Annotated in this window: 11 protein-coding genes; 2 read left to right on the top strand and 9 right to left on the bottom strand. The window is 63.1% G+C overall.

Annotated features, from left to right (window positions below):
* Positions 1–39: 39 nt before the first annotated feature.
* From ACCD06_RS06735 to htpX, 4 genes are all read right to left on the bottom strand, one after another.
* Positions 40–1884, bottom strand: coding sequence for a hypothetical protein (locus ACCD06_RS06735; RefSeq protein WP_413339647.1), 1845 nt, complete (start codon positions 1882–1884; stop codon positions 40–42).
* Between the two features lie 64 nt (positions 1885–1948).
* Positions 1949–2659 (bottom strand): hypothetical protein, encoded by a 711-nt coding sequence (locus ACCD06_RS06730; protein ID WP_413339645.1) that lies wholly within the window; start codon positions 2657–2659, stop codon positions 1949–1951.
* 26 nt (positions 2660–2685) lie between these two features.
* Positions 2686–3618, bottom strand: coding sequence for an exopolyphosphatase (locus ACCD06_RS06725; RefSeq protein WP_413339643.1), 933 nt, complete (start codon positions 3616–3618; stop codon positions 2686–2688).
* Between the two features lie 111 nt (positions 3619–3729).
* The gene (htpX, locus tag ACCD06_RS06720) at positions 3730–4764 is read right to left on the bottom strand and encodes a zinc metalloprotease HtpX (RefSeq protein WP_413339641.1); all 1035 of its coding nucleotides are present in this window, start codon (positions 4762–4764) and stop codon (positions 3730–3732) included.
* Between the two features lie 93 nt (positions 4765–4857).
* Here htpX and ACCD06_RS06715 point away from each other — a divergent pair, with 93 nt between their 5' ends.
* Positions 4858–5049: a succinate dehydrogenase assembly factor 4 gene (locus ACCD06_RS06715; RefSeq protein WP_413339639.1), complete on the top strand. Its 192-nt coding sequence runs from the start codon at positions 4858–4860 to the stop codon at positions 5047–5049.
* Positions 5050–5070: 21 nt separating this feature from the next.
* Here the strand turns inward: ACCD06_RS06715 and ACCD06_RS06710 are convergent, their stop codons facing one another.
* The 5 genes from ACCD06_RS06710 to ACCD06_RS06690 all read right to left on the bottom strand — a co-directional run bounded on the left by ACCD06_RS06710 (position 5071) and on the right by ACCD06_RS06690 (position 11393).
* The gene (locus ACCD06_RS06710; protein WP_413339637.1) at positions 5071–6135 is read right to left on the bottom strand and encodes a sn-glycerol-3-phosphate import ATP-binding protein UgpC; all 1065 of its coding nucleotides are present in this window, start codon (positions 6133–6135) and stop codon (positions 5071–5073) included.
* A 25-nt stretch (positions 6136–6160) separates the two neighbouring features.
* Positions 6161–7009 (bottom strand): sn-glycerol-3-phosphate ABC transporter permease UgpE, encoded by an 849-nt coding sequence (ugpE, locus tag ACCD06_RS06705; RefSeq protein ID WP_413339635.1) that lies wholly within the window; start codon positions 7007–7009, stop codon positions 6161–6163.
* Positions 7006–7890 carry a sn-glycerol-3-phosphate ABC transporter permease UgpA gene (gene ugpA, locus ACCD06_RS06700; RefSeq protein ID WP_109075475.1) on the bottom strand — a complete coding sequence of 295 codons (885 nt, stop codon included), beginning with the start codon at positions 7888–7890 and terminating at the stop codon, positions 7006–7008. The genes ugpE and ugpA overlap by 4 nt, the downstream gene beginning before the upstream one ends.
* Before the next feature lie 276 nt (positions 7891–8166).
* A complete protein-coding gene (gene ugpB / locus ACCD06_RS06695) occupies positions 8167–9522 on the bottom strand; it encodes a sn-glycerol-3-phosphate ABC transporter substrate-binding protein UgpB (protein WP_413339632.1) in 1356 nt (451 codons plus the stop codon).
* 284 nt (positions 9523–9806) lie between these two features.
* Positions 9807–11393 (bottom strand): ATP-binding protein, encoded by a 1587-nt coding sequence (locus tag ACCD06_RS06690; protein ID WP_413339630.1) that lies wholly within the window; start codon positions 11391–11393, stop codon positions 9807–9809.
* A gap of 312 nt (positions 11394–11705) precedes the next feature.
* Between ACCD06_RS06690 and ACCD06_RS06685 the strand changes: the two genes are divergently transcribed.
* On the top strand, positions 11706–12464 hold the full coding sequence (locus tag ACCD06_RS06685) for a M48 family metallopeptidase (RefSeq protein ID WP_109075478.1): 759 nt from the start codon (positions 11706–11708) through the stop codon (positions 12462–12464).
* Positions 12465–12469 lie beyond the last annotated feature (5 nt).

The raw sequence follows: 12469 nt of genomic DNA, 5'->3' as shown, positions 1-12469 counted from the left end.
GCAGACGAACCTACTCACTAAATGTCGGATTTCACTAATTTACTGCAGGAAACATGGGAACGGCACAAACTCCTCCCAACGATCCTCTTCAATTTTTTTATCTTTCTTCAATTCTTCTTTTTTTGCTTGACCATCTGCCCATTGGAATTTTTCTTCGAATAACTCAAAATTGATAACTGTTCTTTCGAATAGGTTATCTAGGTTTACTTCGGGTAGATGCCTTGTTGACTTGAGCGTGCATTCCAGAGAAAACAACGTATTCATGTAGTAATCCTGAAGATTATTCAAGACTGCGGAGAGAAACGGAAGGGACTCTCCTGCATGCATTATGCTATTTCTTGTTCTATAAATTCTCTCGATCTGCCACTTCACTCTTTCTTTATGTGATTTCAAAAATGTCCTTAGCTCTCTGATTCCTGAATGCGCCAAATGCAACTGCTCCATTCTCATCACAGCAAGCGGGTTTCGCTCTTCACACATCACCCTAATTAATTTCCTTTTTGCCTCATTTTTGTCGAGACAAATTATCGCCGCAAGCTCCTTAGTATTATCAACCGACCTTTCGGCGCCGATAATCTCTAGATATTTCTCTTTATGGGCCAGCCAAAGATCTCGATCAAACATCCGAAATCTTTGATACGAATAGTAATGAACATTACATGGTATCATATACCGTAAATAACTTGTAATTCTTACCCCTGAAGGTTCCGGTAGCAGAGCTTCGAAAGCAGACCAAAAGGCCGTAAGCTGACCTTCAACACTTTCGGAAAGAAATGCATTCTTCTGAGCAAGGACGGATATATTGACCCTATTGATGTCATCTATCACGTACGCCCTTAGCAGATTAAACCTACGAGATAGGGTTGCATCCTTTGTATCTGTTCGCTTGCTATCCCTTCTCACCAAAACTGACGGTTGATTTCTCAATATATTTCCGTGATTTTCGTTCTCTTTGACTACTAACATGTCAATATCCCAAGAAAAACCTTTCCTTGGATATACCGTTAGTATTGTTGCCCTTCTAACGTTCAGCTCTCCCTCAATGATAGATCTAGCCCCTTTAGGATCATAATACTCACATCGAGCTACAGTCAAAACCATTCCGTTCCTTGGCCGAAAGAAAACAGAATACCGTTCGCGCAGATCAGGAGGCATCTGCTCCAAATCAGCCCTTTTGAAATATTCTTTAATCTCAATGTTACCTTGATCATCCCTTTTCTCTACATTGCTAAGCTTGATTAATTCATATAATTCTTCGTTTACATAACAATATATACTGAATTGGTGCATTTTTAGATCGAAGGCGTTCATAAACATCTCAAATCTGTCTGTAAGCGTCTCCCTCCGAGAATAAAAGAAAGACGATCTCATCATATAATACATGAACTCACGTTCGTACCCAAGATTTATAAGATGAGAACAAAATGTCTGAGATATTCTGTATATTTTATTGACATCATTTTCCAAAACAGCTTTTCTAAGATTTCTTACGCATATTTCTGAATAATCCTTGGCCATCTCATCATACAGAGACGAGGAAACCCGCAAAAGCCCGGCAGCGCTTTGATCCTTACTTTTTTGTTCTATAAATTTTACATAAGCTCCATAATTGTTTCCCAGTATATCTTTTGCTATATCATCACTATGCAACGATCTGGCCAACTCGTCGGCTACCGAAGTAACAGCAGCCTGATTCTTTACCTTCCCTGAAATTACATCTTTGCAGACAACCATTGTTTCTGCACACCTATAAAGCGTATCTAGCGCGGGAGCTCGATAGCTATCGGGAGAGTAATCAAACAGCAATTCTGAGAGAGATTGAGCAAACACAAGTATGCCGCGCTCATTTTCCCTAACATTCAGATCTTTCAGCAACAGCTTCAAATCACACCTCCATTGGCTTCATCTGCGGTCGTTCATAAACGAATATAGATCTCTTACCTTATTTTTATCTTCCCAAATCCTCCACCATGTAGAACGGCCCCCGCCGGTCGCGCTCGACCCGCAGGATGAAGCGGCTGATCCCGCTGGCCTTGATGGTCCAGAGGTCGTCGCCGTCATCCAGCGGACGAAGCTCCAGTTCCTCCGGCACCGGCGCCTCGCCCAGTCGTTTCAGGATGCGGTCGGCGCGGGTGCGGTCGATGGCGGGCAGGCTCTCGGCGGCGCGGGCGTCGAAGCGGTCGCTCTTCACATAGCGGGTGCCGGCGCCCTGGATCGGGCTGGACGGCCGGCCCGGCTGCAGCCGCGCACGCGCCGCCATCAGCCGCCAGCGCGCCGTGCCGCAGGCCAGCACCGCCGCGGCATGGACGGCGGCGACACGCTCGATCAGGTCGGGGAACAGCGGCATCAACTCGCGCCGCTTGTAGGCGACGCGGCTCATCAGGTCGTGGATCGAGCGCTCGCTCGCCGCGGCGGCGTCGGGCAACTCCACCGTTTCCGCCGCCAGCAGGGCCGGGATGGCGTCGAGCGCCGCCCCCCTCACCAGCGCGTCGATGCGGGCCAGCGCCGCCGCGCCGGCCGCATCGGTGCGGGCGATGGCATCGGCCACCACCGGGCGGGCGCGGTCAAGCGCCTCCGCCCTCGGCACCTCGTCCGACAGGGCGGACAGCCAGCCGGCGTCGAACAGGGTGCCGTCGGGGAAGGGAGGAAAGGCGCTCAATCGCTCAGGATCCGGTCGTTGGCCTGTCAGCCGTCCGCGCGCATGCGGGCGACGATGGCCTCCAATACCTCTTCGGCCCGGTCGTTGTCGACCTGACAGGTGCCGGCCGCCTGATGGCCGCCGCCGCCATATTGTAGCATCAGCGGGCCGATGTCCGTCTTCGAACTGCGGTTCAGGATCGACTTGCCGCAGGCCAGCACGGTGTTCTGCTGCTTCAGGCCCCACAGCACATGGATCGACACGTTGGTGTCGGGGAACAGCGCATAGATCATGAAGCGGTTGCCGGCATAGATCGTCTCCTCCTTGCGGAGGTCGAGCACGACGACGTTGCCGCGCACGGTGGCGCAGCGCTTCAGCTGGTCGACGAACAGCTCGGCATGCTGGGTGTAAAGCTCCACCCGCTCCTTCACGTCGGGCAGTTCCAGGATCTGCGCGATGGAGTGGCTGCGGCAGTAGTCGATCAGGTCCATCATCAGCTGGTAGTTCGACACCCGGAAGTCGCGGAAGCGGCCCAGGCCGGTGCGCGCGTCCATGATGAAGTTCAGCAGGGTCCAGCCGGTGGGGTTCAGGATGTCGTCGCGCTGGTACTGCGCCGAGTCGGCCTGATCGACCGCCAGCATCATCTCGTCGGAGATGGTGGGGAAGCGCTCCTTCCCGCCATAGTAATCATAGACGACGCGGGCGGCGGACGGGGCCTTGGGGTCGATGATGTGGTTCGGCTTCTCGCCGACGCGCATGGTCTCCGACAGGTGATGGTCGAACACCAGATGGGCGCCTTCGACATATGGCAGGTTGGTGGTGATGTCGCGGCCGGTGATCTCGACCTTGCCGTCCTGCATGTCCTTGGGATGGACGAACTTGATCTCGTCGAGGATGCCCAATTCCTTCAGCAGGACGGCGCAGACGAGCCCGTCGAAATCGGAACGGGTAACGAGGCGGTATTTCGCGGCGTCGGACATGCAAGCTTCCCCTGGCGACCGTCATGGTTGAGCGCGTGCCGGAAGGGTAGTCGCCTACCCCTTCGGCGCGCAATGCTTTACCAGAGGACCGTTGCGGAGATCAGCCCCGGATCAGCCCCACGGGCCGCGGCGGTTCTGCGGCATGAAGCCGCCCTGCCCGCCCTGAGTTCCACCCTGATTGCCACCCTGCGGCGGCGCCCCCCAGGGCGAGCGGCCGTCGCGCGGCGGGGTGTGGCCGCCACCGAAGCCGCCACCCCCAAACCCACCACCGCCGAAGCTGCCGGTCTGGGCCGCCATGGCGCGCAGCCGTGCCACCCGCTCGCCCATGTCGGGATGGGTGGAGAACAGGCTGGCCATGCTGGCGCCGCTGAGGGGGTTGGCGATGAACAGGTGGGCGGTCGCCGGATGCGCCTCCGCCTGATAGTTGGGAATGTGGGTGGCGCTGTTGTGGATGTTGGTCAGGGCATCGGCCAGCCAGTTGGGACGGCCACAGATCTCGGCGCCGATGCGGTCGGCCTCGAACTCGCGGGTGCGGCTGATCGCCATCTGCACCAGGGTGGCGGCGATGGGGGCGAGGATGGCGGCCAGGATCGCCCCGACCATGCCCAGCGGGTTGCCGCCGCGCTCGTCATTGCTGGAGCCGCCGAAGAACAGGCCGAAATTGGCCAGCATCGACACCGCACCGGCGATGGTCGCGGTGATGGTCATGATGAGGGTGTCGCGGTTCTTCACATGGGCCAGTTCATGGGCCATCACGCCGGCTATCTCCTCCGGCGTCAGCCGCTGCAGCAGGCCGGTGGTGGCGGCGACCGCCGCATGCTCCGGATCGCGGCCGGTGGCGAAGGCGTTGGGCTGGTCGTTCTCGATGATGTAGACGCGCGGCATCGGCAGGCCGGCGCGCTCCGCCAGCCGGGCGACGATGCCATGGAATTCGGGAGCCGAGTAGCCATCGACCTCGCGGGCGCCGTACATCGACAGCACCATGTCGCCGGAATTCCAGTAGCTGAACAGGTTCATGCCCAGCGCGAAGACGAAGGCGATGATCAGGCCGGTCTTGCCGCCCAGCAGGAAGCCGACCGCCATGAAGATCGCCGTCAGGCCGGCAAGGAGAATGGTGGTCTTCAGATAGCTGGTCATGATCGCCATATCGGTTCAGGATGGGCCGAGGCGGGGTAACCCGCCCTGATCCGAGATATGGGCCCGATCCGCGCCCCCGTTCAAGATGTCCGCAGTATCGCGATGGATATGATGACCGAACAGACCAAGCCGCAGCAGGACGCCGCCGAGGCGGTGGCCGCCACCGACACCACTCCGGAAACCACGGAGACCAAGGGCCCGGAACAGAAGCCGGGCGAGATCGGCGGCCCGAAGGGACCGGAGCCGACCCGCTACGGCGACTGGGAGTTCAAGGGGCGCTGTTCGGACTTCTGATCGGAGATTAACTCCCCCCGGTCACTCCATCCGACGCCCCGTCACCGCGTCGAACAGGTGCAGGGCGCCGTCCTGCGGGGCGACCGTCAGCCGGTCGCGCTCGCGCACGGTGGGGATGCCGGCCATGCGGACCAGCAGGGTCTCGCCGTCCGGCAGGCGGCCATAGACCACCGTGTCGGCCCCCAGCGCCTCCACCAGTTCGATCTCGATGGAGAATCCGTCCGCGGCGACCGCCAGATGCTCCGGCCGGATGCCCAGCTTCACCGGTCGGCCGGCATCGGTCGGGCGCGGCTGCGGCAGGGGCAGACGCTGTCCGCGCGGCAGCAGCACGGCCTCGCCACGGTCGTCGATGCGGCCGTCCAGCACATTCATCGGCGGCGAGCCGATGAAGCCGGCGACGAACAGGCTGGCCGGGCGCTGATAGACCTCCAGCGGCGTGCCGATCTGCTCGGCCACGCCATGGTTCATCACCAAGATACGGTCGGCCAGCGTCATCGCCTCCACCTGATCGTGGGTGACGTAGAGGCTGGTGATGCCGAGCCGGTCCTGCAGCCGCTTGATCTCCACCCGCATCTGGGTGCGCAGCTTGGCGTCCAGATTCGACAGCGGCTCGTCGAACAGGAAGGCGGCGGGTTCGCGCACGATGGCGCGGCCCATGGCGACGCGCTGGCGCTGGCCGCCCGACAACTGGCTCGGCCGGCGGTCGAGGAAACGGCCGAGTTCGAGAATCTCCGCCGCCTTGTCGACACGGGCGCGGATCTCCGCCTTTGGAATCCCGCGGATCTTCAGGCCATAGGCCATGTTGTCGAAGACCGTCATGTGCGGGTAAAGCGCGTAGTTCTGGAACACCATCGCGATGTCGCGGTCCTTGGGGTCCAGTTGATTGACCACGCGCCCGCCGATGGCGATCTCGCCGCCGGTGATGCCCTCCAGCCCGGCGACCATGCGCAGCAGGGTGGATTTGCCGCAGCCGGAGGGCCCAAGCAGGACGAGGAATTCGCCGTCCTGGATCGCGATGTCGATGCCCTTGATCGCTTCGACCGGGCCATAGGACTTGCGGACGTTGCGGATTTCAACGGTTGCCATTGTTCTTCTTTCCCTTCGCCCGCGCTTACTTTTCGCTGTCCACAAGACCTTTGACGAACCAGCGCTGCATCAACACCACCACCGCCACCGGCGGCAGCATCGCCAGCACCGTGGTCGCCATGATGATGTGCCAGTCGTTGGCCGATTCGCCGGTGCCGATCATCTTGGTGATGCCGGTCACGATGGTCTCCATGTCGCCGCTGCTGGTGACCAGAAGCGGCCAGAGATACTGGTTCCAGCCATAGATGAAGAGGATGACGAACAACGCCGCGATGTTGGTGCGCGACAGCGGCAGAACCACGTCGATGAAGAAGCGCACCGGCCCGGCGCCGTCGATCTTCGCTGCCTCCAGCAGTTCGTCCGGAATGGTCAGGAAGAACTGGCGGAACAGCAGCGTCGCGGTGGCCGAGGCGATCAGCGGAATCGCCAGCCCGGCATAGGTGTTGATCAGGCCCAGATCGGCGACGACCTTGTAGGTCGGGATGATCCGCACCTCCACCGGCAGCATCAGCGTGATGAAGATCAGCCAGAAGAAGGCCATCCGCAGCGGGAAGCGGAAGAAGGCCACCGCATAAGCCGACAGGATGGAGATGGCGATCTTGCCCAGCGCGATGGACAGCGCCATCACCAGGCTGTTCAGCATCATGGTGCGGACAGGCGTGTACATGGCGCGCTCGCCCGCCTCGCCGACCCAGGCCTGGGCGTAGTTGGCCGCCCCCTCCCCGCCCGGCCACAGCGGCAGACCGCCGCGCCCGATGGTGCCGGCATCCCAGGTGGAGCCGATCAGCGTCACGTAGATCGGATAGGCGAAGATCAGCACGCCGACGATCAGGACGATGTGCGGCACCAGATCGATGAAACGGGTCTGCTTCATGAGTAATGGACCTTGCGCTCGACGAAGCGGAACTGCACCGCGGTCAGCGCGATGACGATCACCATCAGGATCACCGACTGCGCCGACGACCCGCCGAGGTCGTTGTTGACCACGCCGTCCTGATAGACGCGGAAGATCAGTGTCTCCGTCGCCTTGCCCGGCCCGCCCTGGGTCAGGGCATGGATGGTGCCGAAGGTCTCGAAGAAGGCATAGACCATGTCGACCACCAGCAGGAAGAAGGTGGTCGGCGACAGCAGCGGGAAGGTGATGGTCCAGAACCGCCGCACCGGCCCGGCGCCGTCGATGCTGGCCGCCTCCATCACCGAGCGCGGGATCGCCTGCAGCCCGGCCAGGAAGAAGATGAAGTTGTAGGACACCTGCTTCCAACTGGCGGCGAGGATCACCATCAGCAGCGCCTGCCCGCCGTTCAGCCGGTAGTCCCAATCAAAGCCGAGCGCCCGCAGCGCACGGCCGAAGGACCCGATGTCGGGATTGAAGATGAACATCCACAGCACCGCCGCGACGGCCGGGGCCAGCGCATAGGGCCAGATCAGCAGCGTCTTGTAGGCGCTGGCGCCCTTGATCTTGGAATCGGCGAGCACCGCCAGCAGCAGCGCGACCCCCATCGCCAGCACCGTCACCGCGACGCTGAAGATCACCGTGGTCTTCAGCGTGTCGAGATAGTTCGGATCGCCCAGCACATAGGTGAAATTCTCGAACCAGACGAACTCGCTGCGGATGCCGAAGGCGTCCTGCAGATGCACCGACTGCCAAACCGCCTGGGCCGCCGGCCAGATGAAGAACACCAGCGTCACCGCAACCTGCGGCGCAAGCAGCAGATAGGGCAACAGCCGGCTGTCGAAGGTGACGCGACGCTGCAAAGGTTGGTCTTTCGTGGGTTAGGCGTTGCGTTCGGGGGCGCCGCTCCCCGGCTTCCCCCTCTCCCCCCCGGGGAGAGGGTCGGGGTGAGGGGGAGGCACGAGGTGGATTGGGGGAAATGCGAAGCGTGCTCCACGAAACAGAAGCCACACCGCGCATCCCCCTCACCCTAACCCTCTCCCCGCTTTCGGCGGACCAGAGGCCCGCCTGTCGCGTCAGCGCAAACTTCGTTTGCGCGTAAGCGGGGGGGAGAGGGGACGCTGGAGAGGTTCAGCAGATCAGCCCTTGTTGGCCCGCTCGAAGTTGCGGAGCACGGCATTGCCGCGCTTGATCGAGGCGTCGAGCGCCTGTTTGGCGTCCTGCTGGCCCTGGAAGGCCTTCTCAAGCTCTTCCTGGATGATGTTGCGGATTTCCGGCAGGTTGCCCAGGCGCAGGCCCATGCTGTTCTCGGTGGTCGGCGTCCGGGTCAGCTGGGCGGCTGGCACGTCGGCGCCGGGGTTCTTCTCGTAATAGCCCTGAGCCTTGGTCAGCTCGAAGCCCTTCATCGTCACCGGGACATAGCCGGTGTCCATGTGCCACTTGGCGTCGACCTCGGGCCGGGCGAGGTAGGTGAAGAACTGCGACACCGCCTTGTATTCGGCCGGCGTGCGCTTGGGCGAGGTCATCACCCAGAAGGCGGCGCCGCCGATGATGCTGTTCTTCGGGCCATCCTTGGCGAATTCCGGCCAGTAGGGCAGCGGGGCGGCACCCCAGGCGAAGGTCGCCTCCTTCAGGATGCGGCTGCGCAGGCCCGATGAGGCGTGGATCATCGCGCATTCGCCCGACGGGAACAGGGCGTCAGGCTTGTTGTCGCGGCCGCCATACTTGAACAGACCGTCCTTCTGCATGTCGATCAGCGTCTGGACATGCTTGACGTAGAGCGGCGCATTGATCTTCAGCTCGGCCTTCAGGCCGCCGAAGCCGTTGGCTTGGCTGGCGAAGGGCGTGTTGTGGATGGCGCCCAGCTGCTCGAACTGCGCCCACACCGGCCAGGAGGTGGTCAGCGGGCAGGTGGAGCCCGACGCCTTCAGCTTCTTCGCCGCTTCGATCATCTCCGGCCAGGTCACCGGGGGCTTGTTGGGATCGAGGCCGGCCTTCTGGAAGGCGTCCTTGTTGTAGAACATGATGGTGGTGGAGCTGTTGAACGGCAGCGCCATCATCTTGCCGTCCTTGGACGAGTAGTAGCCCTTGACCGCCGGGATGTAGGCGTTGGCGTCGAAGGACGCCCCCGTCTCCTGCATCAGCTGGTAGACCGGCTTCACCGCCGGGCCGGCGGCCATCATGGTGGCGGTCCCGACCTCGAACATCTGCACGATGTGCGGCGCGTTGCCGGCACGGAAGGCGGCGATGGCCGCCTGCATCGTCTCCGGATAGCTGCCCTTGTAGGAGGCGTTGACCTGGACCGCCTGCTGGCTGTCGTTGAAGTCCTTGACGATCTGCTCCAGCTGGCCGCCCAGCGGCTGCGGCAGGCCGTGCCAGAAATCGACCACCGTCTTCTGCTGCGCCAGGGCCGAGCCCGGCAGGGCGGCGGCGAACAGCAGCGCGGTGGCGGTGGCGGCGCCCGTCAGGAGGGCAAGCTTGCGGCGGGTCAACATGCGGTGGGTCTCCCTATCCCGGTATGGTGCGCGGTTGTCATGAGGGCAACGGGTTGCCATCCCGCGACGCTTTCGTGAAGTTTTGGTGGCAAACGCATACGGCGCTGTGTGCGGTTGCGAAAAAGACCGGCGGTACGATGATCGTTTTCGAAACTGTTTGGTTGCTCTAACCGTCACACTGCGCACGCATACCAGAGTCTGTCAAGACGCCGCTTTACAGTTTTATGACGTGAAAACCGCACCGATAAAATGTTGCGGAACGAAAATGCACGAACGCGGATTGCCTAACGCGAGCAGCCGGTGTTGCAGGCGGTGTCGGGCCGCCGCCCGCCGGCCAGGAGGGCTCCCCGTCCGGCCTTCAGGCTGTGGCTCAGCAGGCGGCGCAGGGCGGCAGGGTCGCAGGGCTTGTGGACCAGGGGAAAGCCGCTGCGGTCGACGCTGCGCAGCCGGTCGGGATCGGTGTCGCCGGTGACGATGACGCCCGGCACCCGCCGGCCGCAGCGGGCACGCACCGCCTGGATGGCGTCGATGCCGGTCTCCGGCCCCGACAGGCGCAGGTCGGACAGCACGAGGTCGGGAGTGGCGGCGCCCCCGTCCAGCCCGGCACAGGCCTCGTCGATGCCGCGGGCAGGGATGACGGCATAGCCCCAGCCCTGCAACAGCAGCCCGATCCCCTCCAGCTGCATGGCATCGTCCTCGATCACCAGCACCGTGCCGGCCGCCGTCGGAGTTGCGGACGCAGACTGGCCGACCGCCGGGTCAGGGTCGCTGTCGGCGGAGTCGTCACCCGACCGGTCGCCGTCATGGCCGGCCAGCGGCACCTCCACCGCGAAGACGGAGCCCTTGCCGGGCTTGGAGCGCACGGTCACCGGATGCCCCAGCACCTGCGCCAGACGACGCACGATGGCGAGACCAAGGCCCAGGCCCTGCTTACGGTCGCGCCCGGGATTGCCGAGCTGGTGGAAGTCTTCGAAGATCACGGCATGGTTGGCCGGATCAATGCCGACGCCGGTGTCCCACACCTCGATGCGCAGGTTCGCACCGCGCCGCCGCGCCGCCAGCAGGATGCCGCCCTTCAGGGTGTAGCGCAGGGCGTTGGCCATGATCGGCCGCAGCAGCCGTTCCATCAGCACCGGATCGCTGGTCACCTGGGCGTCGAGCGGATGGACGTTGAAGCGCAGCCCCTTGGCCTCCGCCTCCGGCCCGAACTCCTCCAGCATCTTGGCGAGCAGTTCGTCGACCGGGAAGGTCTGCGGCTTGGCGGTGACCAGCCCGGCTTCCAGCGCCGACACCTCCAGCAGGGCGCGCAGCAGGGTCTCGCCGCCGATGATCGCCTGCTCCAGCTTGTTCGCCAGCTCGATGGAGGCCGGATCGGTCAGCCGGCCGCTCAGCAGATGGTGGAACAGGTGCATCGCCTGGAAGGGCTGGCGCAGGTCGTGGCTGGCCGCGGACAGGAACTTGCCCTTGGCGGTGCGGGCGCGTTCGGCATCGGCACGCGCCTGCGCGGTCTCCGCCCTCGCTTCGGCCAAGGCGGCGGCAATGACATCGGCAGCAGGGGCATCAGCCGCCAGCGCCACCGCGCGGATCCGCCCGCCGGCGTCCGCCACCGGGGACAGCGCCAGCGCAGACGGCAGGCCGGGGAGCGGGCCGGCGGCGCTGGCCGCTATCCCGGTCTCCATCACCTGCCGCCGCAGCCCCTCGATCCCGTCGGCAGTGCCGGCGGGCAGACCGGCCTCCACCAGGGTCTTCCCCTCCACCGCGTCCGGCGGGCAGCCGAGAGCATCGGCGAAGGCACGATTCGCCACCAGCACGCGCCCATCCTCACCAAGCAGGGCCTGAGGCGATCCGCCGGCCGACAGCAGGGCGTCCAACCAATCCTCGCGTGTCGGCGTTTGTTCTGGGATGAGAGGCATTGGCGTGTACTCGGCAAGGCTACGGGAAAGACCAACAACAGGAAAACGGACGGCAGGACCGGCGATAAAAGGGAGGTCCACTGACCGCCGCGTTACCTCTGCTTTATCTTGTGCTCCAATCGATCGTGTCAAATGTGACCTCAGTCCACCCCATGGCCTAAGTTCGTTCGAAAGCCCTAAGACTTAGATCAGAAGCCGGGCCGCTGCGCCATTCCGACAAAGGGCGGAGGACGCTTTCGCATCCGGCGTCGGCCGCGCTATAAGACGCCCATGGTGCAACGCCGCCCCGCCCCGTCCCGTCGCCGCAAGCGATCCGCCGCCCGACCGCCCCAGCCGCCGCGGGCGCTGGAGATTTCCGGCCTGCCCATGCCGCTGGAGTTGCGGGAGAGCGCGCGCGCCACCCGCATGACCCTGCGCGTCGATCCCGGCCGCGGGCTGGTCCAGGTGGTGGTGCCGGTCGGCGTGTCGGAAACCGACGCCCGCCAGTTCGTCGGCCGCCATGACGGCTGGCTGCGGGCACGGTTGGCGGCGATGCCGCCCTCCCTGCCCTTCGCCGACGGCGCCAGCGTGCCCTATCTCGGCGTCGAGCATGTCATCCGCCATGACCCCGCCCTGCGCGGTGCGACCCGGATCGAGGACGGCGCCTTGCTGGTCGGCGGCCAACCCGAGCACATCGCCCGCCGCATCCGCGATTTCCTGACCGCCGAGGCCAAGCGCGAACTGGCGGCCCGCGCCCGGTTGAAGGCCGCGACCATCGGCGCCCGCGTCGCCGCCGTCACCATCCGCGACACCAGGAGCCGCTGGGGCAGCTGTTCGTCCACCGGCCGGCTGTCCTTCTCCTGGCGCCTGATCCTGACGCCCGAACCGGTGCTGGATTATGTCGTCGGCCATGAGGTGGCGCATCTGCGCGAAATGAACCATTCCCCGCGCTTCTGGGCGCTGTGCGCCAGCCTGACCGACGGCACCGGCGTGGAATGGCCGCGGGCATGGCTGAAGGCGAACGGGACAAGGCTGCTGCGCTACGGGTGATCGCA

It is taken from the genome of Azospirillum sp. CT11-132 (assembly GCF_047302835.1).
Lineage (GTDB): Bacteria > Pseudomonadota > Alphaproteobacteria > Azospirillales > Azospirillaceae > Azospirillum.
The sequence above is the reverse complement of the archived record's forward strand: the minus strand, read 5'-3'. Positions and strand labels throughout refer to the sequence as shown.

What these genes read in the sequence shown, in the direction of transcription:
- ACCD06_RS06725 (WP_413339643.1), bottom strand. Translation starts at nt 3,618, where the DNA reads ATGTCCGACGCCGCGAAATACCGCCTCGTTACCCGTTCCGATTTCGAC.
- htpX (WP_413339641.1), bottom strand. Translation starts at nt 4,764, where the DNA reads ATGGCGATCATGACCAGCTATCTGAAGACCACCATTCTCCTTGCCGGC.
- ACCD06_RS06715 (WP_413339639.1), top strand. Translation starts at nt 4,858, where the DNA reads ATGGATATGATGACCGAACAGACCAAGCCGCAGCAGGACGCCGCCGAG.
- ACCD06_RS06710 (WP_413339637.1), bottom strand. Translation starts at nt 6,135, where the DNA reads ATGGCAACCGTTGAAATCCGCAACGTCCGCAAGTCCTATGGCCCGGTC.
- ugpE (WP_413339635.1), bottom strand. Translation starts at nt 7,009, where the DNA reads ATGAAGCAGACCCGTTTCATCGATCTGGTGCCGCACATCGTCCTGATC.
- ugpB (WP_413339632.1), bottom strand. Translation starts at nt 9,522, where the DNA reads ATGTTGACCCGCCGCAAGCTTGCCCTCCTGACGGGCGCCGCCACCGCC.
- ACCD06_RS06685 (WP_109075478.1), top strand. Translation starts at nt 11,706, where the DNA reads ATGGTGCAACGCCGCCCCGCCCCGTCCCGTCGCCGCAAGCGATCCGCC.